The 24,682-nt window shown below is 67.6% G+C and carries 26 protein-coding genes; 17 read left to right on the top strand and 9 right to left on the bottom strand.

All coding sequences use genetic code 11. The features are described 5' to 3' along the window. Positions 1 to 54: 54 nt before the first annotated feature. From G432_RS23615 to G432_RS03350, 4 genes are read left to right on the top strand one after another with little or no spacing between them, the layout of a single operon-like run. Positions 55 to 279 (top strand): hypothetical protein, encoded by a 225-nt coding sequence (locus G432_RS23615; RefSeq protein ID WP_015457409.1) that lies wholly within the window; start codon positions 55 to 57, stop codon positions 277 to 279. A gap of 28 nt (positions 280 to 307) precedes the next feature. Continuing rightward, positions 308 to 1,891 carry a tetratricopeptide repeat protein gene (locus tag G432_RS03360; protein WP_015457408.1) on the top strand — a complete coding sequence of 528 codons (1,584 nt, stop codon included), beginning with the start codon at positions 308 to 310 and terminating at the stop codon, positions 1,889 to 1,891. Next, entirely contained in the window at positions 1,888 to 3,360 is a 1,473-nt protein-coding gene (locus tag G432_RS03355) for an undecaprenyl-phosphate glucose phosphotransferase (RefSeq protein ID WP_015457407.1), read from the top strand. Before G432_RS03360 ends, G432_RS03355 begins: the two co-directional genes overlap by 4 nt. After that, on the top strand, positions 3,350 to 4,099 hold the full coding sequence (locus G432_RS03350) for a WecB/TagA/CpsF family glycosyltransferase (protein WP_041864774.1): 750 nt from the start codon (positions 3,350 to 3,352) through the stop codon (positions 4,097 to 4,099). The genes G432_RS03355 and G432_RS03350 overlap by 11 nt, the downstream gene beginning before the upstream one ends. A gap of 88 nt (positions 4,100 to 4,187) precedes the next feature. Here the strand turns inward: G432_RS03350 and G432_RS03345 are convergent, their stop codons facing one another. Further along, complete coding sequence (locus G432_RS03345) at positions 4,188 to 5,135, bottom strand: EpsD family peptidyl-prolyl cis-trans isomerase (RefSeq protein ID WP_015457405.1); 948 nt, start codon at positions 5,133 to 5,135, stop codon at positions 4,188 to 4,190. Between the two features lie 123 nt (positions 5,136 to 5,258). Between G432_RS03345 and G432_RS03340 the strand changes: the two genes are divergently transcribed. Next, positions 5,259 to 5,510: an XrtV sorting system accessory protein gene (locus G432_RS03340; protein ID WP_015457404.1), complete on the top strand. Its 252-nt coding sequence runs from the start codon at positions 5,259 to 5,261 to the stop codon at positions 5,508 to 5,510. Between the two features lie 88 nt (positions 5,511 to 5,598). On the opposite strand, the gene epsI is transcribed toward G432_RS03340, so the two are convergent. Both epsI and xrtV read right to left on the bottom strand, forming a co-directional pair. Beyond that, positions 5,599 to 6,315 carry an exosortase-associated protein EpsI, V-type gene (gene epsI, locus G432_RS03335; protein WP_015457403.1) on the bottom strand — a complete coding sequence of 239 codons (717 nt, stop codon included), beginning with the start codon at positions 6,313 to 6,315 and terminating at the stop codon, positions 5,599 to 5,601. After that, entirely contained in the window at positions 6,312 to 7,124 is an 813-nt protein-coding gene (xrtV, locus tag G432_RS03330; protein ID WP_015457402.1) for an exosortase V, read from the bottom strand. The genes epsI and xrtV overlap by 4 nt, the downstream gene beginning before the upstream one ends. A gap of 471 nt (positions 7,125 to 7,595) precedes the next feature. On the opposite strand from xrtV, the gene G432_RS03325 reads away from it, so the two are divergent. After that, a complete protein-coding gene (locus tag G432_RS03325; RefSeq protein ID WP_236626843.1) occupies positions 7,596 to 8,201 on the top strand; it encodes a hypothetical protein in 606 nt (201 codons plus the stop codon). On the opposite strand, the gene G432_RS03320 is transcribed toward G432_RS03325, so the two are convergent. Next, the gene (locus G432_RS03320; protein ID WP_015457400.1) at positions 8,181 to 8,726 is read right to left on the bottom strand and encodes a CAP domain-containing protein; all 546 of its coding nucleotides are present in this window, start codon (positions 8,724 to 8,726) and stop codon (positions 8,181 to 8,183) included. The genes G432_RS03325 and G432_RS03320 overlap by 21 nt on opposite strands. A 166-nt stretch (positions 8,727 to 8,892) precedes the next feature. Between G432_RS03320 and G432_RS03315 the strand changes: the two genes are divergently transcribed. After that, positions 8,893 to 9,654 (top strand): metallophosphoesterase family protein, encoded by a 762-nt coding sequence (locus G432_RS03315; protein ID WP_041864773.1) that lies wholly within the window; start codon positions 8,893 to 8,895, stop codon positions 9,652 to 9,654. 10 nt (positions 9,655 to 9,664) lie between these two features. Here the strand turns inward: G432_RS03315 and galE are convergent, their stop codons facing one another. After that, a complete protein-coding gene (galE, locus tag G432_RS03310; RefSeq protein WP_015457398.1) occupies positions 9,665 to 10,675 on the bottom strand; it encodes a UDP-glucose 4-epimerase GalE in 1,011 nt (336 codons plus the stop codon). 123 nt (positions 10,676 to 10,798) lie between these two features. Between galE and G432_RS03305 the strand changes: the two genes are divergently transcribed. Then, a complete protein-coding gene (locus G432_RS03305) occupies positions 10,799 to 11,599 on the top strand; it encodes a metallophosphoesterase family protein (RefSeq protein ID WP_015457397.1) in 801 nt (266 codons plus the stop codon). Positions 11,600 to 11,646: 47 nt separating this feature from the next. Here G432_RS03305 and G432_RS03300 read toward each other — a convergent pair whose 3' ends face one another. Beyond that, on the bottom strand, positions 11,647 to 13,062 hold the full coding sequence (locus G432_RS03300; RefSeq protein ID WP_015457396.1) for an amino acid permease: 1,416 nt from the start codon (positions 13,060 to 13,062) through the stop codon (positions 11,647 to 11,649). 175 nt (positions 13,063 to 13,237) lie between these two features. On the opposite strand from G432_RS03300, the gene G432_RS03295 reads away from it, so the two are divergent. Next, a complete protein-coding gene (locus G432_RS03295; protein WP_015457395.1) occupies positions 13,238 to 13,723 on the top strand; it encodes a GreA/GreB family elongation factor in 486 nt (161 codons plus the stop codon). Here the strand turns inward: G432_RS03295 and G432_RS03290 are convergent. Next, positions 13,707 to 15,107 carry an alanine/glycine:cation symporter family protein gene (locus G432_RS03290; RefSeq protein WP_015457394.1) on the bottom strand — a complete coding sequence of 467 codons (1,401 nt, stop codon included), beginning with the start codon at positions 15,105 to 15,107 and terminating at the stop codon, positions 13,707 to 13,709. The genes G432_RS03295 and G432_RS03290 overlap by 17 nt on opposite strands. A gap of 84 nt (positions 15,108 to 15,191) precedes the next feature. Here G432_RS03290 and glmM point away from each other — a divergent pair, with 84 nt between their 5' ends. The 5 genes from glmM (at position 15,192) to folP (ending at position 20,532) form a co-directional block, all read left to right on the top strand. After that, positions 15,192 to 16,529, top strand: a complete 1,338-nt coding sequence (glmM, locus tag G432_RS03285; protein WP_015457393.1) for a phosphoglucosamine mutase — start codon at positions 15,192 to 15,194, stop codon at positions 16,527 to 16,529. Then, positions 16,526 to 17,359 carry a bifunctional hydroxymethylpyrimidine kinase/phosphomethylpyrimidine kinase gene (gene thiD / locus G432_RS03280; RefSeq protein ID WP_015457392.1) on the top strand — a complete coding sequence of 278 codons (834 nt, stop codon included), beginning with the start codon at positions 16,526 to 16,528 and terminating at the stop codon, positions 17,357 to 17,359. Before glmM ends, thiD begins: the two co-directional genes overlap by 4 nt. After that, positions 17,356 to 17,979: a ribonuclease HII gene (locus G432_RS03275; RefSeq protein ID WP_015457391.1), complete on the top strand. Its 624-nt coding sequence runs from the start codon at positions 17,356 to 17,358 to the stop codon at positions 17,977 to 17,979. The genes thiD and G432_RS03275 overlap by 4 nt, the downstream gene beginning before the upstream one ends. Positions 17,980 to 18,229: 250 nt before the next feature. After that, entirely contained in the window at positions 18,230 to 19,378 is a 1,149-nt protein-coding gene (locus G432_RS03270; RefSeq protein WP_015457390.1) for a site-specific DNA-methyltransferase, read from the top strand. Between the two features lie 41 nt (positions 19,379 to 19,419). Continuing rightward, positions 19,420 to 20,532, top strand: coding sequence for a dihydropteroate synthase (gene folP / locus G432_RS03265; protein WP_015457389.1), 1,113 nt, complete (start codon positions 19,420 to 19,422; stop codon positions 20,530 to 20,532). Positions 20,533 to 20,586: 54 nt separating this feature from the next. On the opposite strand, the gene G432_RS24005 is transcribed toward folP, so the two are convergent. Together G432_RS24005 and G432_RS03255 are read right to left on the bottom strand one after the other, a co-directional pair. Beyond that, a complete protein-coding gene (locus G432_RS24005; RefSeq protein ID WP_015457388.1) occupies positions 20,587 to 21,246 on the bottom strand; it encodes a PEPxxWA-CTERM sorting domain-containing protein in 660 nt (219 codons plus the stop codon). Positions 21,247 to 21,397: 151 nt separating this feature from the next. Further along, positions 21,398 to 22,810: a sigma-54-dependent transcriptional regulator gene (locus G432_RS03255; RefSeq protein ID WP_015457387.1), complete on the bottom strand. Its 1,413-nt coding sequence runs from the start codon at positions 22,808 to 22,810 to the stop codon at positions 21,398 to 21,400. Between the two features lie 174 nt (positions 22,811 to 22,984). Here G432_RS03255 and G432_RS22280 point away from each other — a divergent pair, with 174 nt between their 5' ends. The 3 genes from G432_RS22280 to G432_RS03245 all read left to right on the top strand — a co-directional run bounded on the left by G432_RS22280 (position 22,985) and on the right by G432_RS03245 (position 24,663). Then, on the top strand, positions 22,985 to 23,122 hold the full coding sequence (locus G432_RS22280) for an aa3-type cytochrome c oxidase subunit IV (protein WP_015457386.1): 138 nt from the start codon (positions 22,985 to 22,987) through the stop codon (positions 23,120 to 23,122). A 3-nt stretch (positions 23,123 to 23,125) separates the two neighbouring features. Next, positions 23,126 to 24,262, top strand: a complete 1,137-nt coding sequence (locus tag G432_RS03250) for an NAD(P) transhydrogenase subunit alpha (RefSeq protein ID WP_015457385.1) — start codon at positions 23,126 to 23,128, stop codon at positions 24,260 to 24,262. 113 nt (positions 24,263 to 24,375) lie between these two features. After that, complete coding sequence (locus G432_RS03245) at positions 24,376 to 24,663, top strand: NAD(P) transhydrogenase subunit alpha (protein WP_010125866.1); 288 nt, start codon at positions 24,376 to 24,378, stop codon at positions 24,661 to 24,663. The last annotated feature ends 19 nt before the right edge of the window (positions 24,664 to 24,682 follow it).

The raw sequence follows: 24,682 nt of genomic DNA, 5'->3' as shown, positions 1-24,682 counted from the left end.
CGGCGTGGCCGGGAAGGGATGAATTCACGGAATGGGCGTTTGTAAGGGAAGCATTTGTTAGGTTATTGGGGAAGTGCGCGCGTAGATGCGGATGTTGATCGGAACAACTCGATCGATCATCCGATTTTTCGCGCGGACGGGCAGATCGTCCATCTGCAACACAGCGAAGAGGCCGGCCGGATGCCCGACAGACCTGCGATGGACAGCCTGCGGCCGGAAGGCCGCGCGACCTTCCTCATGTTGCCCCTGGACAGCGCGCGATACGCGTCCGTCATCTGAGCGCAGCATGGGACGGTCGCCGGGATCTATGACGACGTGGCGCCTTGCCGGCGCGCTTGCCCTGGCGCTGGCGCTGGGCGGGTGCGGATCGCCTGGGGAAAGGGCGGCCGCCGCCGCCGCGCGGGCGGACCAGCTTTTCCAGGCGGGCGATACGTGGAGCGCCGTCACCACGATCCGCGAGGCGCTGGCCCTGCGCGACGATGTCGCCAGCTACTGGCTGCTGCTGGCGCGGATCGAGATGGCGCGGCGCAACTATGCCGGCGCCTATGCCGCCTATGTCCGTTCGCTGGAGCTGGAGCATGGCAATCAGGAGGCTCTGCACGCCGCCGCGGAACTGGCCTTCGCGGGCGGGGACACGGTTGCGGCGGACAAATATGCCGACCAGCTTCTCGCGCTGAACGCGCAGAACGGCCGCGCCTTGCTGGTGAAGGCATCGGTGGCGCTGAAGCAGGGGCGGCTGGACGATGCCGATGGCTTCATCGGCCAGGTGCAGGCGCTTTCCCCAGACGATCAGGGCGCGCAGTTGCTGCGCGCGCGGCTGCTTTCGGTCCGCAACCAGAATGAGGAGGCGGTGGCCATCCTCGACAAGCTGGCGGCGCGCAACGGTGACAATGCTCCGACATTGGTCGCGCTGCTGGAAATCTATCGCCGCACCGGGGACAGCGCGAATATCGAGGCGGTGCTGGCGCGCATGGCGAAGCTGACACCGGACAATGTCGATGCCCAGATCGATTATGCCCGGCAGCTTTATCGGAACGGCAAGAATGCGGAAGCCTTCGCCGTCCTCGATCGCGTCCAGCAGACCAAGCCGGCCGATGCCCTGCTGCAGGCGCGCGTCGCCGACCTGTGGCTGGACGCGGGCGGCGACGCCGTGCCCGCCGAGGCCGTCGCGCGCATAGCGGCCAACGGCACCCCGGCGATGAAGGTCGCGCTGGCGCGTTATCTCCAGGCCCGTGGGCGGGCGGCGGAGGCGGAGCGCATCCTGCGCCCGCTGGCGGCCGACGACCAGATAACGCAGGCGAATGCCGAGGCGCACGCCATCTATGCCATGACCCGCGAGGCGATGGGGCAGAGGGAAGATGCGCTGCGGCGGGCGAATGCGGTGCTGGCGTTCGACGCGACCAATTCGCACGCGTTACTGCTACGCGCCCGCATCCGCATGGCCGGCAAGGACCTGGACGGTGCGCTGGCCGATGCCCGGCTGCTCCAGCGCGACAATCCCGATCTGGCGAGCACGCCGATCGTGCTGGCCGAAATCTACGGCCTGCGGCAGCAGGACGGCCTCGCCACCGGCACGTTCGAACGCGCGCTGCAGGATTTCCCCGGCAATGTCGATGTGCTGGCGGCCTATGTGAACTATCTGATCTCGTCCAACCGCAGATCGCAGGCGATGCAGGTGGCGGAGACCTTTACGGGGCGCAATCCCGATCTGGTGCCGGGATGGAAGATCCGGGCGGATCTGTGCGCGGGCGCCCACGATGCCGATTGCATCCGCACCGTCGCCGCCGCGCTTTCGAAGCTGAAGGGCGGCGATGCGGTGATGCGGGGGCTGCCCGCCGATCCGGCCCGCGAGAGCGCCGGCGGCGAACCCGCCCGGAGGCGCGCCGCATGACGCCGCCGACTGGCCAGATCGCCGTGCCGCGCGGCGGGGACGTTCCCGCGACGCCGAAGGTGCGCTTCACCTCCAACGTCATCGCATCGATGGCGGTGGTGACGGATTTCATCTGCCTTTTGCTGGCGGTGCCGATCAGCCTGTTCGTCTACGACCTGCTGGTGGGCGACCTGTTCGATGCGTCGATCCACAGCACGGCGGCGATCATCGCGGCGGTGAACTTCTTCCTGATCCGCCTTTCGCGCGATGCCTATAGCAGCCCGATGGCGCGCGGCGGCGAGGCGCATCAGGGCGGCGTGCTGGATTATATGATCGCGTCGATCCTGGTGGTCGCGACGATCTGGCAGCTCGGCATGCTCGACATGTTCTCGCGCGGGGTGATCCTGGCCTACATCGCCAGCGTGCTGATGCTGCTCTACCTCGGCACGTTCGTGCTGCGTGGCGCGATCGCATTGCTGGTGCGGGCCGGCTATATCGGCCAGCGCATCGTGATCTACGGCGCGGACGAGGATGTATCGCAGCGCGCGCTGACCCTGCTGGACGTGGAGCGGCTGCCCTATCTCTCCATCGTCGGGGTGGCGGACGGCCGCAAGACGCGGCTGGGCGAGGGGGCGATGCGCGTGCCTTTCCTGGGCGGGCTGGATGCCGTGGTCGACCTTGCCCGGCGCGGGGAGGTGGATCAGGTGCTGATCGCGCTCCCCAAGATCACCCAGGAACGGCTGGACGAGATATTGGCCGACCTGGCCGAGGTGGCGATCGATATCTGCCTGATCCCACGGGAATCGGTGGAGCTGACCACCCAATATGAGATGAAGTTCATCGGCACCGTGCCGATCCTGGCGCTGTGGCAGCGGCCGATCCGCGACTGGCACGGCATATTGAAGGCGGCCGAGGACCGGGGGCTGGCGCTGATCGGCATCGCCCTGCTTTCGCCCCTGCTGATCGGGACGGCGCTGGCGATCCGCCTGACGAGCCCCGGGCCGATATTGTTCAAGCAGCGGCGCTTCGGCTTCAACAATGTCGAGATCGAGGTGCTGAAGTTCCGGTCCATGTATGTCGACCGGGGCGATGCGACGGGCGCGGCCCGCACCACGCGCAACGACGATCGCGTGACATCGGTGGGGCGCATCATCCGCCGGCTGAGCATCGACGAGCTGCCGCAGCTTTTCAACGTGCTGCGCGGCGACATGTCGATCGTCGGGCCGCGGCCGCACGCCACCCACATGAAGGTGGGCGACGCTTATTATTTCGATGCGGTGAAGGGATATGCCGCGCGCCACCGGGTGAAGCCGGGGATCACCGGCCTGGCCCAGGTGCGTGGCCTGCGCGGCGAGATCGATACGATCGAGCGGGCGCGCCAGCGCGTGGAATATGACCGTTATTATATCGACAACTGGTCGCTGGCGCTGGATTTCCGCATCATCCTCGAAACCGTGTTCAAGGTGATCTGGGACAAGGATGCCTACTGATCCCGCCGCGGTGCAGCGCTATCTGGACGTGGATTTCGACCGGCGGGGCATGGAGGAACTGGTCTCCGCGCTGGCGGATCGGCCGGCGGACGCGCCCTTTGCCTATGTCGTGACCCCCAATGTCGACCATCTGATCCGCCTCCATGGCGAAGGACGCGACGAGCGGCTGGCGGAAGCCTATGCCCACGCGCTGGCGCGGCCGTGCGACAGCCGCATCCTCGCGCGGCTGGCGGCGCTGGAGGGCATTCGCCTGGCCGTGGCGCCCGGCAGCGATCTGACCGCGCGGCTGCTGGCGACGGTGCGGCCGGGCGATCGCATCGCCATCATCGGCGGCGATGGCGAGACGGCGGGGCAGGTGGCGCCGCTGGTGCCCGGCGCCGAGATCGTCCAGCATGTGCCGCCGATGGGCCTGCGCACCAACAAGGCGGCGCTTGCGGAGGCCGCCGCTTTCGTGGCGGCCGCGAAGGCGCGTTTCGTCTTCCTGGCCGTCGGCTGCCCGCAGCAGGAATATCTGGCGCTGGAGATCGCCCGGCGCGGCGATGCGACGGGGCTGGGCCTGTGCATCGGCGCGTCCATCGATTTCCTGACGGGCCGTGCCCGCCGCGCGCCGCGCTGGATGCAGCGGGCGGGGCTGGAATGGAGCTATCGCCTGCTTTCCGAGCCGCGCCGGCTGTGGCGCCGCTATCTGGTGGAAGGGCCGCGCATCTTCCGCATCGCCTGGCGCGCGCGGCGGGGCTGACGGAAGGCCGCCCGGCAGAGCCGGATAAGGGGATGGGAAGGCGCGGTGCGGACGGAGCCGGGCTCCATCCGCACCGCGCCCGGCGCGATCAGTTGGCGGCCGGGGCAGGAGCCGGGGCTGCTTCCGGTGCCGGGAGGGCCGGCGCCGCGGCACCCTCGGCCCCCGGCGCGGCAGCCGGAGCACCGGGCGCGGCCGTGCCCTTGGCGCCCGTCTTGGCCGGCGGCTCGTAGCCGGGCTGATATTGGATCTTCGCGGCGTCACGCGCCTGCTTCAGCGTCTTGGTGCTGATTTCGGCGAGGTCGCGGCGGCGAATCGCCTCGGTCGCGGCGGGACGGGCGACTTCGGACGGCGTCGGCGTCGCCTGCTGGCCGGTGATGACGCTGGCATAGACCTTGCCGTTCATCGGGATGATGAAGGGCTCGCCGGCCGGCAGCTTCAGGATCTGGGCCATCACCGCCGGCGGCGTCGTGGCCGAATCGAGCACGGCCGTGCCGCGGCGATACTTGATGCCCAGCGAATCGAGCGACTGCGCGACGGCATCGAGCGTCTTGTCCTTCTGGAGGACGGAAAGGCGCTGGGGGTTCGCCGGCAGATCGAACTGGATCTGGTTGAGGGAGTAGCGTTCGCGCTGCGCGAACATCTGCGGATTTTCCGCGATGAACTTGTCGATGGTCGGGCCATCGGGAATCTTCACGCTGGCGGCGGCCTTCTTGCCGAGCAGGCCGACCAGCAGGTTTTCATCCAGGCGGCGGCGCTGGGTGAGATATTCGGGATCCTTGTCCAGCCCCTGTTCCTTGGCGCGCTGGACCAGGAGCTTGCGATCGATGACGCGCTGGAGGACTTCCTTCATCAGCACTTTCTTGTCGACCGAATCGGGAATATTCTGGCCGGCAAGTTCCGCGTTCAATTCCTGCAGAGACACTTCCTCGCCATTGACGACAGCGACGACCTGGCCTTCCGCTTTCTTTTCGCAGGCGCTGAGCGTCAGCATCATCATTGCCGCCGCACTTGCGAGGATCATCGATTTGGTCTTCACATCATTCTCCCATGCGCCACCAGACCGCCATATCGTTCCTTCCCGCAAATAGCGGAGCCGGGCCGATTGGGGCTGGACTGCTTCGATCTATACAGGCATTCCATCAACAAAAGGGGAAGCTTTTTGGAAACTGTCTTCGACTGGATCACGGTAGCTATATTCGCCGGCCTGATTGTTCTGTTCATGCAGCGATCGACCGGAGATGAACCGCCGCGGGATTCGATATGGCAATATCTAGGCCCGTCGGTGGGCTGCGCGGTAGCCAATTATCTTGGCAACGAGGGCTACCAGCTGGCCGCCGTCGCCGTGATTGCCGCGACCCTGGGTTACATCCTGTTCGTGCTGCGCCCCTTCAACTTCTGGCCCAAGCCCTGAACCTCCATCCGGGGCGGGAGAGAGGCGGGTCGTCCCCGCTATATCCCGCCCGGCGGCCGCCCCACGCGCGCCGGGTGGGCGTGGGGCTTCACGTCCGTCCGATAAGGGCCTGGCGGGCCTTGGCGGGCAGGACGGGAAGCAGCTGATTGGTGAAGTCGTCCAGCATCGTGAGCGCGGCGGAACTGTCCTGCGCGATCGTCGATATGCGGACGAGCACGCCGTCGGGAATCCGGCCCTGGAGATTCTCGTCGATCACGGCGCGGCGCTGCCCCAGCCAGCCCGTGGGGAAGCTGGGTCCGACGCGCGTCCAGTAGATGAGCTGTTCGATGCGCGAGCGCCCTTCCGCCACGATGAAGCGCGTGGGCAGGGTGAATTGTGGGCCGACCCGGACGGGGTGCTCCACCGATTCGGTCAGCGCATAGCCGCTGGCCGGATAGCAGACCTCCGGCCGGTGGACCTGGATCATGCCGTCCTGCCGCCCGCTATAGGCGACGAGCAGCATCACGCCGGTGCCGTCCGGCGCCGTATAGACGCGGGTGACGAGCTGGTCGTAGATGCGCTCGCTCAGCTGGTCGCGCGGCGGCAATACGAGGCCCGAGCTGGTCTCGTAGGTCCAGCGGCCGATGCGGTTGGGGATCAGGCTGTCGAGCTTGGTCTTGCCCAGCAGCGACGGGACGGGCTTCGGCTGGCGGGCATAGCATAGCGCCGCCGTGCCCAGCATCACCCCGCCGAGCAGCAGGTTGCGCCGGGAAAGGCCCGAGCCGGGGGCCGCGCGCTCGTCATCGGTGTCGCGCATCGTCGTCATTGCTCGTTCGATCCCGCGATGGCGAGGCGGCGGCGGAGCGGCGAGGCCAGCGCGTCCACCGCGAAGATGCCCAGCACCGATATGGCGAACATCGTGACGCCCGCGAAATTATGGACGAAGCCCTGTGCCATCGCTTCCCCGAAATGATAGGTGATCAGCACCAGGATCAGCACGCGCACGAAATTGGCGAGGATCGCCACGGGCACGATCGCCAGCATCAGCAGCGCCGCATAGCGCCAGTTCGCATTGTGGCGGATGTAGATGTAGAACAGCCCGATCGCGGACAGGCTGATGAGCGAGTTGAGACCCGCGCAGGCGGCGGCGACGAGAAGCTGATACTGGCCGATCTGGATCGTAACGCCCGAGCCCGCGATCGGATAGCCGAGGAAGTAGAGCAGCTCGATCGCCGCCCGCGATATCCAGATCTTCAGGGGCTGCGTGACCATCGCCACCACGGTATCGGGCGGCGGGAACACGAACAGCATGTAGAGCAGCGGGAACCAGAGCAGCCGCATCACCGCGCCGCCGGCCGACATGTAGAGGATGGAGAGCAGCGCGCCATACATGGCGAAGCCCTCGATCTCGACGATGTTGGTGATGCGCGCGAAGATGTAGAGCAGCAGCGTGGGCAGCAGCATCGCCACGCCCAGCCAGGGCGAGCCCGGCCGCGCGATGGCGCAGGCGGCGCGCCACTGGCGCAGGATCAGCCACAGGCCGGTGGCGAGCACGATGGGGCCATGGGCGCCCTGTTCGGTCGACCAGCTGTCGCGCGCGACCGACGCCATCGTCGGCAGGGCGATGGCGGCCATGCCCAGCCACAGCGGCCAATCCTTGCGGACGTGCGCAGCGAGCCATGCCCCGAACGAGGGTGCTCCTGGCGCCGGCTTCTTGCTGGTCTCGGCTATGTCGGCGTGAGCGTTCAGGCGGAAATCCTCCGGGCTCCGATATCCAACAAAAGCTGCTGTCCGTCCAGACGGCAATCGACGGGATCGCGGAATCGACCGACAAAGATGCCGATTCGCAGGCTTGTGTTAAATTTTGTAAATAAATCCGACAGCGATTCGATTGTTGGGATCGCGGGTTGCGCAGAAATCTTTAGTTTATGTCCATATTCGGGACATTTGCGGCTGGAACGGCTGCTCCTATGTTTCCATTTGTTACGAGGGAGCGTTATCACGCCCTGATTCGTGGTTAATCTCTCGCCGCGTCTTGGGTTTTAGCCAAAATTGCCCTAACGAACCCTTAAGCGTACGGGTGGGTGCGCGGGGAGGGTTCGTAAAGTGCTGCAATCCATGGTCGCGTCGAAGGCCGCCAAGCTCATGGCGGCCTGTGTATGTCCCGTCGTCGGTTCGGCGGCGCTAACCTTATCCGTTCCGCAGGTGCGCAACGCGGTGCACAAGGCTACCGCGCCCCGGCAATATGCCCTGCCGAAGACCCGCGTGCGCCAGCCCGCGGCGGAAATGGCGGCGGCAAGCCCGGCTGCGATCGCGCCGTGCCCCACGGCGGTGCCGGTGGTGCTCTCGTCGCTCGATCTGCCGATTCCGCAGGCCGACGTGGAAACGCCGATCAGCCTCGCGTCCTTCGATCCGAAGACCTTCAATCCGCCGCGTTCGATCCTGCCGCCGCCGGTGCGGCCGGGCGGGGGCATCTTCCCGGGCGGCCCGACGACGCCGGAAGGCCCCGGTCCGGGCCCCGGCACCGATCCGGAAACGCCGCTGCTGCCCGATGCCAATATCTGGGTCCAGATGATCCTGGGCTTCGGCCTGATCGGCGGGGCGATCCGCTTCAGCCGCCGGCAGCGCTGGGATAAGCAGGCTTCGGCGAAGGTGGACCTCAGCGTCCGTTTCGCGCCGATCGCGCCCGAATCAGAACGGCCGTTCGCCTAGCACGTTGCCGCCCTCGCTATAGCGGCAGACCAGGAAATCATCGTATCGGCCGCGCACCACCGCGCAGCCGACATCGGTGGAGCTGCGCCACATCACCTGGGTGTAATGGGCGATATCCTCCAGCCGCGCGGTGCGGCTGTTGTCGGGGAAGATGCCCGCCTTGAAGAAGCGCTTTTCCGACACCCACAGCCCGACCATGTTCTCCGGCGTGTAATAGCCGCGCGTTCCCGCCCACAGATTTTCCCCCTGCGGATCGGGATCGCTCGGATTGTCGGGCGAGTGCTTGAGGTAGCCGAGGCGCGACAGATAGCGGCCCCACGCCGCCGCATCCCGCGCCAGCCCTTCATTCCACGTGAGCGGCTGGATGCCCAGCGAGGCGCGTTCGCGATTATGGGCGGCGAGCAGGCGGGAATCGAGATTGGAGGCGAAATCGGTGCCGCCCTGCAGGAGCGGGCTGGACAGGGCAAGCGCGGCAATCGCGCCCGCGCGCCACATCTTCCGTATTTCGCCGGCGATTCCGCCCATGGCTCCTGTCCCGAACAACTGATGGCAAAAGCATGCGATGGAAATGATTGTTCCCTGGTTGGCGGAAATGGTTAACGATTTGGTTAACATTCGCGGCGGGCTTCGCGGTTAACCATGTTTCTGCTAGGCCTGCCTGGCACCGCATCGCGGGGGACGCCTTTTGGACATGCTTTCCCGAGCCAGCAGCCTGTTGCCATGGAAACGGCGGAGTGCCGTTCCGACGGCCCTTCCCGCCGGGCAGCGGGTCTGCGCGATCGGCGATATCCATGGCTGCCTCGACATGTTCGGCCACCTGCTGGAGCGGATCGACGAGGATCTGGCGATGCGCGGCGGCGGCGCGACCGAGGTGGTGATCCTGGGCGATTTCATCGATCGCGGGCCGGACAGCGCCGCGCTGGTCGAGCTGCTGCGCGCCTTCGACGCCGATTCGGGCGTGACGGTGCTGATGGGCAATCACGAGGCGATGGCCGTGGACGCACTGCGCGGGGGCGATGAGGCCATGGCCCTGTGGCTGGGCAATGGCGGCGGCGAGACGCTGGAAAGCTGGGACGTGCCGCCGGCGGTGCTCGATGCGGGCGACGTGGAGGCGATTGCCGCCGCGGCGCGGGATATCGTGCCCGACGATGCGATCGCCTGGCTGGAGGCGCTGCCGCACTACAAGATCGTCGGCGACTATCTGTTCGTGCATGCGGGTGTGCGCCCCGGCGTCCCGATCGCGGACCAGGACCCGCGCGACCTGCTATGGATCCGCGACGAGTTCCTCGACAGCAAGGCCGACCACGGCCATTTCGTGATCCACGGCCATAGCGCGACCGAGCAGGTGCAGGAACGCCGCAACCGCATCGGCATCGATACCGGCGCCTACTGGACGGGCCGGCTGACCGCGCTCTGCCTGGAGGGCACGGATCGCTGGCTGATTTCGACCTGAGGGGAAGCCTTCAGGCCGTCGCCAGATCGGCCAGGTGGCGCTGCCAGCGCAGGGCATCGGCCACGATGACGTCCAGATCGTCGCGCTTCGGGCGCCAGGGCAGGCGGGCGAGGATGGCGGCATTGTCCGCGACCAGCGCGTCGGGATCGCCCGGCCGGCGGGGCAGCATGCGGCGTTCGATCGGGCGGTTGGTGGCGCGATCCACGGCATCCAGCACTTCCAGCACCGAATAGCCCCGGCCATAGCCGCAATTGAGCGTGAAGCTTTCCGTGGGCGCGGCGATCAAGGCTTCCAGCGCGTGGACATGGGCGTCGGCCAGGTCGCTGACATGGATATAGTCGCGCACGCCGGTGCCGTCCGGCGTGGCATAATCGGTGCCGAACACCGCGACATGATCGCGCTGACCGGTGACGGCTTCGGCCGCGACCTTGATGAGATGGGTGGCGCCCGTGGTCGACTGGCCCGAACGGCCGCCGGGATCGGCGCCCGCCACGTTGAAATAGCGCAGCGCGCCATAGTTCATGGGGTGCGCGGCGGCGACGTCCGCCAGCATCCGTTCCGTCATCAGCTTGGACGCGCCGTAGGGATTTATCGGCGCCTTGGGGGCGTCCTCCCGGATCGGGATGCTTTCGGGGATGCCGTAGGTGGCGGCGGTGGAGGAGAAGATGAAGTGGCGCACCCCGCCCGCGACCGCGCTTTCCAGCAGCGATCGCGTGGCGGCGGTGTTGTTGCGATAATATTTGAGCGGATCGGCGACCGATTCCGGCACCACCACCGATCCGGCGAAATGGAGGATCGCGCCCACGCCATGATCGGCGATGATGCGGCCGACGAGCGCCATATCCTCGATCGCGCCTTCGACGAAGGCGGCGCGCGGATCGACCGCCCAGCGGAAGCCGGTGACGAGATTGTCCAGCACCACCACGCGCCAGCCCGCATCCGCGAGCGCCAGCACGGCGTGGCTGCCGATATAGCCGGCCCCGCCCGTCACCATCACCACCGGTCGATCATTTCCGTTCATGCGCACCGCCTGCCATCTGCCTGAAGGGCTTATGCCCAACCATTCGGAAAAGCGTTAGCGCCTGTTTCATCATGCGGAAACGGCTGCGCGGCGGCACGAACAGGCGTATACGGACGAGGCGTGATGAAGTTTCTACCGTTCCGATCGCGAAAAGCGCCTCGCCAGGAGGACAGGCCGGCGCCGCGCGGTGCCGCCGATGCGCGCTGCTATGCGATCGGCGACGTGCATGGCTGCCTGGACCAGCTTGCCGAGCTGCTGGGGCTGATCGCGCGCGACAATGCGCTGCGCGGCCCGGCGGCCAAGGCCTATCTGGTGATGCTGGGCGACCTGATCGATCGCGGCCCCGATTCGCGCGGGGTCGTCGATCTGGTGCGGTCGGTGCCGCTGACCGGCATGACCTTGGTTTCGCTGCTGGGCAATCACGAGGAACTGTTCCTGCGCATCCTGGACGGCGAAAGCGGGCTGATGCCGCGCTGGCTGCAATATGGCGGGCTGGAATGCGCGCTGAGCTACGGCGTCGGGCGGGAGGCGCTGCTGGCGGCGGCCGGCGATGACGAGGCGATGGCCGCGCTGCTGCGCGCCAGCGTGCCGGAAGAGCATATCGCCTTCCTGAAAAGCTGCGGCGACGGCTTCCGCTTCGGCGATTATCTGTTCGTCCATGCCGGGATACGGCCCGGCGTGGCGATCGATGCGCAGGATGTCGCGGACCTCCGCTGGATACGCGAGCAGTTCCTCGATTCGGATGCGGATCATGGCGTGGTCGTGGTCCACGGGCACACGATCAGCGACGAGCCGGACGAGCAGGCCAACCGCATCGGCATCGATACCGGCGCCTATGCCACCGGCCGGCTGACCGCGATCGCCATCGAGGGCGAGGATCGCTGGTATCTTTCGGCGGAAGGCGAACCGAGCTGGTTCGGCTGAGACGATCCGGGCGCCCGCCTGGGTGAGGCGGGGCGCCCGGATGCCGGTTACCGGCCCTGGAGCCCGCGCCCGATCAGGCTGCGCGCGCGGCCGTAGAGGAAATAGACCACCAGGCCGAAACCGTTCCACAGGAAGAACCAGACCTGCGTCTGGGTCGGCAGGCTGAGGAACAGATAGAGGCAGCCGATGATCGCGCCCGCGCCCACCAGCGTGGCGGCGGGCGTGCGGAACGGCCGGCGGGCGTCGGGGGCGCGGCGGCGCATCACCAGCATGCAGACCGACACGGCGATGAAGGCGACGAGCGTGCCCGAATTGGCCAGCGCGGCGATCTTGTCGAGCGGCACGAAGCCCGCGATCACCGATACGAAGGCGGCGGTGATCAGGGTGATGCGCACCGGCGCGCCGCGTTTCGACAGATGGGCGAGCGGCTTCGGCAGGAAGCCGTCCCGCGCCATCACCAGGAAGATGCGGCTCTGGCCGAAGAGGAAGGCCAGCAGCACCGTGGGAAGCGCGATCACCGCCGCGGCGGCGACGACGGTCGCCACCTTGCCCTGGCCGATCTCGCGCAGGATCAGCGCCAGCGGCTCCGGGCTGTCGGCGAAGCGGGTGAAGGGCAGCGCGCCCACGGCGGCGGCGGCGACGAGAACGTAGATCAGCGTGCAGGCCAGCATCGATCCGATGATGCCGATCGGTAGGTCGCGTTCGGGCTTCTTCGTTTCTTCCGCCGCCGTGGAAATCGCATCGAAGCCGTAGAAGGCGAAGAAGATGATCGCGGCGGCCGCCATCACCCCGCGCTCGACGCCGTCCGGGCTCACCCCCTTGGCGAAGCCGAAGGGCATGAAGGGGTGGAGGTTGGCGGTATCGAAATAGGGCAGCGCCACCGCGACGAACAGGGTGAGCGTGGCGATCTTCACCAGCACGAGGATGGCGTTGAGCGTCGCGCTTTCCCGCGTGCCGACGATCAGCAGCCCGGCGACCACGGCGATGATGAAGATCGCCGGCAGGTTGACGATGCCGCCCAGTTCCGGCCCCTGCATCAGCGCCATCGGGAAGCCGGTGGAGGCGTGGAGCAGCGGCGCGGCATAGCCCGACCAGCCGACCGCGACGGTGGATACGACCAGCGAATATTCGAGGATGAGGCTCCACCCCACCACCCAGGCGATGATTTCGCCGAGCACCGTATAGCTGTAGGAATAGGCGCTGCCGGCGGCCGGCATCATCGTCGCCATTTCGGCATAGGCCAGCGCCGCGCAGGCGCAGATCGCGCCCGCGATGGCGAAGGACAGCAGCACGGCCGGGCCCGCGCGATCGGCACCCACGCCGATCAGGGTGAGGATGCCCGTGCCGACGATAGCACCCACGCCCAGCGCGACGAGGTGCGGCCAGGACAGGGTCGGCGCCAGCCGTTCCCCGGAGGGATCTGCGGCCTCCTCCAGCGGTTTGCGGCGGTCGAACAGGCCCATAATGCGATACCCCCTTGAATCTTGTCTTCTATTCTTGTTGCGCGGACCCTGTGCCTGCTGGGACGCAAAGGTCAAGCGCTTGCCGCGTGGGAACCGTCTGCCTGCTGCCGGCGCTATACAGCCATGTTCCGGCGGAGGCCCGGCCCCGCCCAGCCAATTTGAGGATGAAGGTGCAATGAGTGTCGCGTTCCGTCGTGATTCGGACGAGGAGCATAAGGAGCCCCGGCCCGAATTGCCGATCCCGGTGGGGCCCAATCTGGTGACGCCGCGCGGCCTCGCCCTGATCGAGGCCAAGGCGGCCGAGCGGGAGGCGGCGCTGGCCGATCTCGTGGCGGCAGGCGGAGGGGAGGAGGCGATCGAGGCGATCCGCCGGGAATTGCGCTACTGGCATGTCCGCCGCGCGACCGCGCAGGTTACGGCGCCGCCCGCCGATCCCGAGGAAGCGGGATTCGGTTCGCGCGTCACCTACAAGCAGGCGGGCGAGACGCGGACCGTGGATATCGTGGGCGATGACGAGGCCGATCCCGCCGCCGGCCGCATCGCCTTCACCGCGCCGCTCGCCCGCGCGCTGATCGGCGCGGGCGTGGGCGACAAGGTGGATTTCGCCGGCCGGCCCGAGGCGCTGAAGCTGGTCGCGGTCGCCCCTATACCGGAAGACTGACGCCGGCCGGCGCGGCGCGCATCCGGGCGATATAGCCCCGGATCTCGCGCCGCACCTCGGGCGCGAAAAGGTAGAGGGCGACGACGTTGGGCGCCGCCATCAGGAAGAAGGCGCTGTCCACCAGGTTGATGACGCGGCTGATGTCCAGCACCGCGCCCACCGGCAGCGCCACGCAATAGAGGATGCGATAGCTGACGGTGGCGAAGCGCGACGGTCCGAACAGATAGGCCCAGGCCTGCCCGCCATAATAGCCCCAGGCGATCAGCGTGGCATAAGCGAACAGCACCACCGCGACGGCCAGCACATAGGGAAACCAGGAAAAGACGCCGGCAAAGGCGGCGGACGCCATGGCGATATCGTTGAAGCCGTCGTCCCACACGCCCGACACCACGATCATCAGCGCGGTGAGCGAACACATGATGACGGTATCGAACAGCGGTTCCAGCAGGGCGACCATGCCTTCGGACGCGGGTTCCTTCGTGCGGGCGGCGGCGTGCGCCATCACCGCCGAACCCACGCCCGCCTCGCACGAATAGACCGCGCGCCGCATGCCGACGACGAAGGTGCCGACCGCGCCGCCCGCCACCGCCCGGCCGGTGAAGGCATCGGAGACGATGGTGGCGAAGGCGGCGGGAATATCCATCCAGTGATAGAGGACGACGGCGAGCGCCGCCGCCATGTAGAGGATGCTCATCCCCGGCACGAGCAGCACCGTGACCCGGCCCAGCCAGCGCGCGCCGCCTACCACCACCAGCGAGACGGCGAGCGCCATGCCGATGCCATAGGCCAACGAGAAATCGGCGCCGGCGACCGCGCTGACCTGCGCATAGCTCTGGTTCACCTGCACCAGCGGGATCGCCCCGCCCAGCGCGAACAGGGCATAAAGGCCGCCCAGGATCAGGCCGATCTTCGGCCAGCCGCGCGCGCCCAGGCCGTTCTTCAGCACATACATCGGCCCGCCGCGCATCGTGCCGCGGGCATCGACCTCGCGATATTTGAGGCCCAGCGTCACCTCCGCCGCCTTCAGCGCCATGGCGAAGATGCCGATCACGAACTGCCAGAAGGCGGCGCCCGGCCCGCCGATGGCGATGGCGATGGCGACGCCGGCGATATTGCCCAGGCCCAGCGTGCCGGACAGCGCCGTGGAAAGGGCGGCGAACTGGCTCATCTCGCCGGGATGGTCGGGATCGGCATAATGGCCGCGCATCGCCTTCCAGCCCAGCCTGATGCCGCTGATCTGCGGCACGCCCAGCCAGAAGGTGAAGAACAGCATCGGGATCGCCAGCCAGAGCACGATGGCTTCGATCTGCGTGCCGAAGAAGGGGATTTTCCAGAAGACGATGGCAGCCAGCGCATCGATGGCGCGGGACAGGGTTTCGATCAAGGCTCGCTCCGGCCGGGGGTTCGGACTATCCTTGCGCCATAGACGCGAAGGCAACCCCAGCGACAGGCAGGAACAAGACGGGGCATGGCAAGGAAATATTTCGGCACGGACGGGATCCGCGGGCGCACCAACGAGGCGCCGATGACGGCGGCGACCGCGATGAAGGTGGGGCAGGCGGCCGGCGCGCACTTCATGCGCGGCGACCACCGGCATCGCGTGGTGATCGGCAAGGATACCCGGCTTTCCGGCTATATGATGGAATCCGCGCTGGTGGCGGGCTTCACCAGCGTGGGCATGGATGTGGTGCTGGTGGGGCCGATGCCCACGCCGGCGGTGGCGATGCTCACCCGATCGATGCGGGCCGACATCGGCGTGATGATCTCCGCCAGCCACAACCCCTTTTACGACAACGGCATCAAGCTGTTCGGGCCGGACGGCTACAAGCTTTCCGACGCGGACGAAGATGCCATCGAGGCGCTGCTGGATGCCGAACCGCTGCTGGTGGCATCCGATGCGATCGGCCGGGCAAGGCGGGTGGAGGATGCGCGCGGGCGTTACATCCACGCCGCCAAATCGACCTTCCCGGACAACCTGACGCTGGATGGGCTGCGCATCGTGATCGACTGCGCCAACGGCGCCGCCTATCAGGTCGCGCCAGCCGCCCTGTGGGAATTGGGCGCGGAGGTGATCCCGCTCGGCGTTTCGCCCGACGGCATCAACATCAACGACAAATGCGGATCGACCGACCCGGCGGCGCTGGTCGCCAAGGTGGTGGAAACGCGCGCGGATATCGGCATCGCGCTGGATGGCGACGCCGATCGGCTGATCGTGGTGGACGACAAGGGCAATGTCGTCGACGGGGATCAGCTGATGGCGCTGATCGGCGCATCGTGGGCGCGCAAGGGGCTGTTGCGGGGCGGCGGGATCGTCGCCACGGTGATGTCCAACCTCGGGCTGGAACGCTTCCTGGACGGGCATGGCCTCGCGCTGCATCGTTCGGCGGTGGGGGATCGCTACGTGCTGGAGGCGATGCGATCGCAGGGCTTCAACGTCGGCGGCGAGCAATCCGGGCACATCATCCTTTCCGATCACGCCACCACCGGCGACGGGCTGGTGGCGGCACTGCAGGTGCTGGCGGAGCTGGTGGAATCGGGCCGGCCGGCGCATGAGCTGCTGCGCCAGTTCGATCCCTTGCCGCAGTTGCTGAAGAATGTCCGCTTCAAGGGCGGCGCGCCGCTGGAGCAGGATGGCGTGAAGCAGGCGATCGCCGCCGCCGAGGCGCGGCTGAACGGCACCGGGCGCATCCTCATCCGCAAATCCGGTACCGAACCGCTGATCCGGGTGATGGCGGAGGGCGAGGACGAGGCGCTCGTCGCCGAGGTGGTGGACAGCATTTGCGAGGCTGTTAAGGCCGCCGCGTGACCATCGCCCGCATCCTCATCATCGCCGGTTCCGATTCCGGGGGCGGCGCCGGCATCCAGGTGGATATCCGCACCGTGACCATGCTGGGCGGCCATCCGATGACGGCCATCGCCGCGATCACCGCCCAGAATACGCTGGGGGTGACGGCCGTGCATCCCGTGCCGGCCGATATGGTGATCGCGCAGATCGATGCCGTGGCCGCCGATATCGGCGTGGACGCGGTGAAGATCGGCATGATCGGATCGGCGGCGACGGCCGATGCTGTGGCGGAACGGCTCGCCGCGATGGGCGAGGTGCCGATCGTGTTCGATCCGGTGATGGTGGCATCCAGCGGATCGGTGCTGGCCGATGCCGATACCGTGGCCGCCTTCGGCCGGCTGATGCGGATCGCGACGGTGGTGACGCCCAATGCGCCGGAGCTGGCGGCGCTGACCGGCCTGCCGGTGGCGGATTTCGCCCAGGCCGGGCGGGCGGGCCTCAAGCTGTTCGAAACTTTCGGCTGCGCGGTGCTGGCGAAGGGCGGGCATCTGCCGCCGATGATCCGCAATGGCCGGCCGATGCTGGGGGACATATTGATCCACGACGGCGCGGCCGTGGAATATTGGAACGACCGGATCGAAACCCGCAACAGCCACGGCACGGGCTGCACGCTGGCAAGCGGCATCGCCACCGGCCTGGGGCAGGGGATGGCGCTGCAGCTCGCCGTCGATCGCGCGCGGGATTATCTGCGCGCGGCGCTGGCGGCGGCGCCGGGCCTGGGCGCCGGGCACGGCCCGATGGGCCATGCGCTGGGCGGCGTGCCCTTCGATGCGATGACGGGGCTGGCGTGAAGACGGAGCGTCTCATTGCCGCCGGGCCGAGCTTCGAGCTGGAGCGCGAGCATCCCGGCCCCGTGGTGGGCGTGGACGAAGCCGGGCGCGGGCCGCTGGCCGGGCCGGTGGTGGCCGCCGCCGTGGTGCTGGACCATGGCCGCGTGCCCAGGGGCATCGACGATTCCAAGAAGCTTTCGGAGAAGGTGCGCGCGCGCATCTGCGAGGAACTGCGCGCGGTGGCGCTGGTCGGCGTCGGCATCGCCACGGTCGAGGAGATCGACGAGATCAACATCCTGTGGGCCTCGATGCTGGCGATGGAGCGTGCCGTCGCCGCATTGGGCGTGGCGCCGGGCATGGTGCTGGTGGACGGTAATCGCTGCCCGCGCTGGGCGCACCCCTCGCGCCCCGTGATCGGCGGCGACGCCCTGTGCCTTTCGATCGCGGCGGCATCGATCATCGCCAAGCAGGAACGCGATCGGATGATGATCGAATATGATCGCCTGCATCCCGGCTATGGCTGGGCATCCAACAAGGGCTATGGATCGCGCGCGCATATGGACGCGCTCGTCCGGCTCGGCCCCACGCCGCTCCACCGCCGCAGCTTCGCGCCCGTCGCCCAGCAGGTGCTGGCGCTGTAGTTTCCGGGTAGTTCCCGGCCGGATCGGCCGTATTCGGGCGCCCCGCAAAAAAATTCGCGGGGGTGAGTCTTCAAGGGCACACCACAATGGATTGAGTCGGTGGTTAACGGCCGACTCAACATAAGGTGGCAGACTCCTTTCGTTCCGCCATGGTAAGATCGCGTCCGAGCTAGCCGGTCCAAGGCCCTGATCTTGACCGCGGAGTCCGGCTGACTCATCCCGCTGCTTCAAGGAACAGGGGATTTTATCGATGGCGGTTGTGCAACGCATTCAGCGGAAGGGGACGGCTGTCGCCTCGGTCAAGCGGCCGAAGCTGACGATGCTGCCGTTCGAAACGATCATCCAGGGCGACTGCATCGAGGCGATGAAGGGCCTGCCCGATCGTTCGATCGACATGATCTTCGCCGATCCGCCCTACAACCTCCAGCTCGGCGGCGATCTGCACCGGCCCGACGGCAGCCAGGTGGATGCCGTGGACGACGATTGGGACAAGTTCGACAGCCTCGCCACCTATGATGCCTTCACCAAGGCCTGGCTGCGCGAGGCGCGGCGCGTGCTGAAGGATGACGGCACCATCTGGGTGATCGGCAGCTATCACAACATTTTCCGCGTCGGCGCCGCGCTTCAGGACGAGGGCTTCTGGATCCTGAACGACATCGTCTGGCGCAAGGCGAACCCGATGCCCAACTTCAAGGGCACGCGCTTCACCAATGCGCATGAGACGATGATCTGGTGCTCCAAGAGCGAGAAGGCGCGCTACACCTTCAATTATCGCACGATGAAGGCGTTGAACGACGACCTGCAGATGCGGTCCGACTGGTCGCTGCCGATCTGTTCCGGCGGCGAGCGGCTGAAGGACGATGACGGCCACAAGGCCCATCCCACCCAGAAGCCGGAGGCGCTGCTCTATCGCGTGATGCTGGCCTGCACCGAGCCGGGCGACATCGTGCTCGATCCCTTCTTCGGCACCGGCACCACCGGCGCCGTCGCCCGCCGCCTGAAGCGCCGCTGGATCGGCATCGAGCGCGAGACAAAATATGTGAAGGTCGCCCGGCAGCGCATAGATTCCACGCTGCCGCTGGACGAAAGCGCGATGGTGCTGATCCCCGAGAAGAAGGCGCAGCCGCGCGTCGCCTTCGGCCTGCTGGTGGAGTTGGGCCTGATCGAGCCGGGCACGATGCTGACGGACGCCAAGCGCCGCTGGAAGGCGGAGGTGAAGGCCGATGGCACGCTGGCGCTGGTGGAAGGCGCGGGCGCGGGATCGATCCACAAGCTGGGCGCCACGGTGCAGGGCGCGCCTTCGTGCAACGGCTGGAGCTTCTGGCATTATGAGGAAGCCGGCAAGCTGGTCGAGATCGATGCGCTGCGCCAGCGGCACCTGGCGGCGACCGGGGAGTGATATCCCCCACCCGCGCCTGAAAAGCCGACGATCCCGCTGACATGGCCGATATCCCGCCTTCCGCCCGCCTCTATTTCCGTCCGACGGGGTTCGTCGGCGCGCCGTTCGATCGCGACGGGCAGGCGCTGCGGCTGGCGGGCGGGATGACATGGTTTTCCGCCTTCGACGTGATCGCGGTGGATGGCGGACGCCGGGTGGCCGACCGGCTGGTGCCGGTGGAGCGGATCGATTCCTTCATCGACGGGCTTTCCCCCGCACAGGCGGAGGCCGCGCGCGCGACGATCGCCCGGATCGTCGCGCCCCGTGCCCCGCTGAAGCTGGGCGAGCGCGTCGTGCGGCTGGACCAGCCGCAGGTGATGGCGATCCTGAACGTCACGCCGGACAGCTTTTCCGATGGCGGGCGGCATGAAGGCGATGCCGCGCGCGCGGCCGATCTGGGCGTCGCGCTGGCGGCGGAAGGGGCGGCGATCATCGACGTGGGCGGGGAATCGACCCGGCCGGGTGCCGCGACGGTGTGGGAAGGGGACGAGATCGCCCGGACCGCGCCGGTGATCGAGCGGCTGGCGCGCGCCGGCACCGCCATCTCGATCGACACGCGCAAGGCGGCGGTGATGGAAGCCGCGATCGCCGCCGGCGCGCATATCGTGAACGATGTGTCCGCATTGCTGTGGGACGGGCGCGCGGCCGAAGTTGCGGCGCGCGCCGGCTGCCCCGTGGTGCTGATGCACCATCGCGGCGATCCGCAGACGATGCAGGACGATCCCCGTTACGGCGACGTGCTGATCGAGGTCTATGACTGGCTGGAGGATCGGATCGCGGCGGCCGAGGCGGCCGGCATCCGGCGCGATGCGATCATCGTCGATCCGGGCATCGGCTTCGGCAAGACGGTGCGCCACAATCTGGCGATCATGAACGGCCTCGCGCTGTTCCACGGGCTTGGCTGCCCGGTGCTGCTGGGCGCCAGCCGCAAGCGGCTGATCGGCGCGCTGGCGGACGAGGCCCCGGCGGACCGCCGGCTGGGCGGATCGATCGCGCTGGCGCTGGCCGGCGCCAATGCCGGCGTGCAGTTGATCCGGGTGCACGACGTGTTCGAAACGGTGCAGGCGCTGAAGATATGGCGGGGCATGCGCGACGAGGCGCTGAGCCCGCTCTAGCCCGCACGGGGAAAGGCGAGGAGAGGCGCGTCCACGCCCCTCCTCGCGAACCGGTCAGGCCAGCTTGAGCATGTTTTCCCGGCGGCGGCGCATCACCCCGCCCACCATGCCGAAGCCGCCGATCATCATCGCCCAGGTCGCAGGCTCGGGCACGGCGGCGGCCGCATCGCCGAGCCGGATATTATCGAACTGGGCGGCGGCGCTCTGGTTGCGGAAGGTGAACCTGGTGATGTCGCCAAGCCCTTCGAAGATCGCAGTGTGGGCCACGATCGGCGAATTGCGGTTGTGATCGAAGGTGAAATAGCGGGTGACGACCGTCTCGTCCGCATCCGCCAGCGTGAACTTGAACTCATAGGTGGAAGAGGCGGTGAAGACCGGGCCGGTTTCCACCTTGGTCTTGCCGAAATCCATCGACACGAACTGGAAGGCGCCGCCATCCTCGCGCGCGACGGTGAAGGTGGTCGCGGCCCCGCTGGCCTTCACGACCGAGGTGCCGCTGCCATCGATGCTGAGCGCGGGATCGACGGCGTTGATGCAATTGCCCGAGATGCTGTTGCAGAAATTGCCGGTGAGGACGAAACCGTCCTCATGATAGGCGCCGCCGCCGTAGCTGGTGGCGAGATTGTCGAAATCGATGACGGCCGAGGCGTGGGCCGAGGCGGCGGCGGATGTGGCCGCGAGCATGACGGCCACGGACGAGACGAGCTTGCGCATTTGCTGACCCCTGTTTGCTGATCGGTTGCGGCGGCGCCCGATGGCGGCGCGCATCCCATCAGGTGGCGGCCGAACAAGTCAGATCGATTACCTTGATGTTCAAAGCGGGTTACGCCGCCATGACGTTCCGGAATGGGACAGGGGCGGTCGATCAGGCGGCGTGGTCGATGCCGAGCTCGCCGAGCTTGCGGTAAAGGGTCGAGCGGCCGATGCCGAGGCGGCGCGCCACTTCCGTCATCCGGCCGTGATAATGGCCGATCGCGAGCCGGATGATATCCGCCTCGATCGCTTCCAGCGTGCGCATATGGCCGTTGGGTTCGAACAAGGTGACGCCGGCGGCGTTGGCGAGCGGCGGCGCGCTCCGGGACGCGGGGGCGGTGGCCTCGTGCGCGATCTGCGGGAAATCGGCGGGGGTTAGGGCGTGCCCCTCGCACAGCACGGCTGCGCGGAACAGCGCGTTCTGGAGCTGGCGGACATTGCCGGGCCAGCCATAGCCGGCCAGCAGGCGCAGCGCCTCGTCGGTGATGCCCAGCCCGCGCAGGCCGGGCTGGCGGGCGATGCGGGAGAGCAGGTGGCGGGTGAGGGCGGGGATATCGCCCGGCCGGTCGCGCAGCGGCGGTATGGTGAGCTGGACGACGTTCAGGCGGTAATAGAGATCTTCGCGGAAGCGGCCGGCGGCCACTTCGTCGGCGAGCGTGCGGTTGGTGGCGGCAATGACGCGCACATCCACCTGGCGGGGCGCGCGGGCGCCGATCGGCTGGATCTCGCCGGTCTGGAGGACGCGGAGCAGCTTCACCTGCGCATCGAACGGCAGCTCGCCCACCTCGTCGAGGAAAAGCGTGCCGCCATCGGCATCCTGAAACTTGCCGATATGCCGGTCGAACGCGCCGGTGAAGGCGCCGCGTTCGTGGCCGAACAGCTCGGATTCGACGAGATTGGCGGAAATCGCCCCGCAATTGATGGCGATGAGCGGGCGGCGTTCGCGCGGGCTGGCGGCGTGGATGGCGTGGGCGATGACTTCCTTGCCGACGCCGCTTTCGCCTTCGATCAGCACGGGCACGCGGGCGCGGGCGGCCTTGGCGGCGATGGCGAGCGCGGCGCGGAATTCGGGCGCGGAGCCGACGATCTCGTCGAAGGCGAGCCTTTCGCCGATCTTCTCGGCCATCGGGCGAAGCTCGCCCACGCGACCGGCCATGGCGGCGTCGAGTGCCGCGAGCAGGCGATCGGCCGCGATCGGCTTCACCAGGAAATCGGTGGCGCCGGCCCGCATCGCCGTGACGGCGGCGGCAACCGAGGTCCGCGCAGTGATCATCACCAGCGGCAGATCGGGATGATGCCGGCGGATCGCGGCGATGATCCCTTCTCCATCCGTTTCGGGCGCCCAGCAATCGAACAGGACGAGATCGATCGGCTGCGCGGCGAGCGCGATCGCCTGGAGCGCGGCCTTGCCGTCCGGCGCCGTGATCGTTCGCCAGCCGGCGCGTGACGCCATGGCGGCGATCAGCCGGCTCTGCGCCGGCTCATCGTCGATCAGCAGCAACGTGCGGGTCGCATCCCGGCCCATCGATTCTCCCCAAGGCTTGCGCCACGGCGCGAGGCCCGGATAGCGGCTTGGGGTAAAGCTAGGATTAAGCACGGCTAAGAGTTTGCTGGCCCGATTGCCGCCTTCCGCACTTGAGGCGCCGGGCATGTGCCGTTATTGCGCGCTCGGTTCACGCACCCTGTGGGGGAAAATAAAATGGCGGAAACGAACGGCGCTTCGAACGACCTGAAGGCGCATGAGGGGACTTACGAGGGTTTTCTTTCCCTGATGAAGATCGGCACGATCGCTTGTGTCGTGGCGGCTGCGCTTGTCGTCTATCTGATCGCAAACTGAGCGGTGGCGGGCGTCAGAATCGCGGTCCTTGGGGAGACCGCAGCGGGGGAACCCCGCGTCGCCGCCACGCCGGAAACGGTGAAAAAGTTCGCGGGCCTGGGCGCCACGCTGGCCGTTGAGGCCGGCGCGGGGGCAGGGGCTGCGATCGCGGATGCGGATTATGCGGCTGCCGGCGCCACGATCGGCGACCGGGCGAGCGTGCTGAAGGATGCGGATATCCTGCTGGGCGTGCAGGGGCCGGACCCCGCTTCGCTGGCGGGTGCCAAGCCCGGCGCGTGGCTGGTGGCGGGCCTCAATCCCTTCGGCGAGCGCGCACGGGTGGATGCCTATGCCGCCGCCGGGATCGAGGCGCTGGCGATGGAATTCATGCCGCGCATCACGCGCGCGCAATCCATGGATATCCTGTCGTCCCAGTCCAACCTCGCCGGCTACAAGGCGGTGGTGGATGCGGCCTCCATCTATGGCCGCGCCTTTCCGATGATGATGACGGCGGCGGGCACGGTTTCGGCCGCGCGCGCCTTCATCATGGGCGTCGGCGTGGCGGGCCTGCAGGCGATCGCGACCGCGCGCCGGCTGGGCGCGCAGGTTTCGGCCACCGACGTGCGCTCGGCGACGAAGGAACAGATCCAGTCGCTGGGCGCCAAGCCGATCTTCGTGGAGAATGTCTCCGGCATCGAAGGCGAAGGCTCCGGTGGCTATGCGACCGAGATGTCCGAGGAATATAAGAAGGCGCAGGCCGATCTCGTTTCCAGCCATCTCGCCAAGCAGGACATCGTGATCACCACCGCGCTGATCCCGGGGCGGCCGGCGCCGCGCCTGATTTCGGACGCGCAGATCGCAACGATGCGGCCGGGCAGCGTGATCGTCGACCTTGCCGTCGAACAGGGCGGCAATGTCGAGGGCGCGGTCGCGGGCGAGATCGTCGAGAAGCATGGCGTGAAGATCGTCGGCTTCCGCAACGTGCCGGGCCGGCTGGCGTCCGACGCATCGGCGCTGTTCGCGCGGAACCTCTACAACTTCCTGTCCGCCTTCTGGGACAAGGAGAAGGGCGGCCCGGTGCTGCCCGACGAGGACGAGATCACCCAGGCGATCCGGCTGACCAAGGACGGCAAGGTCGTGAACCAGCGGCTGCTGGGCTGAAGATCCCATGTCGCCCCGGCGCGAGCCGGGGTCTCGCCAGAGCGGGTGCGCCCCGCCTGCATGAGCTGCCAGCCCCGGCCGGCAGGACGACAACGGGGCGAAGGGGATAGTCAATGGACTTCATATCGATCCTGTCGATCTTCGTGCTGGCCTGCTTCGTCGGCTATTATGTCGTCTGGTCGGTGACGCCGGCGCTGCACACGCCGCTGATGGCGGTCACCAACGCGATTTCCTCCGTCATCATCGTCGGCGCGCTGATCGCGGCGGCGGCCACGGAGGCGCCGGGCGCCAAATGGCTCGGGCTGATCGCGGTGGCGCTGGCCAGCGTCAACATCTTCGGGGGCTTCGCCGTCACCGAACGGATGCTGGCGATGTACAAGAAGAAGGAAAAGAAGGGCTGAGCCCGCAAGGCTCAGGCCC

Source organism: Sphingomonas sp. MM-1 (assembly GCF_000347675.2).
Classification (GTDB): Bacteria; Pseudomonadota; Alphaproteobacteria; order Sphingomonadales; family Sphingomonadaceae; genus Sphingomonas_E; species Sphingomonas_E fennica.
The sequence above is the reverse complement of the archived record's forward strand: the minus strand, read 5'-3'. Positions and strand labels throughout refer to the sequence as shown.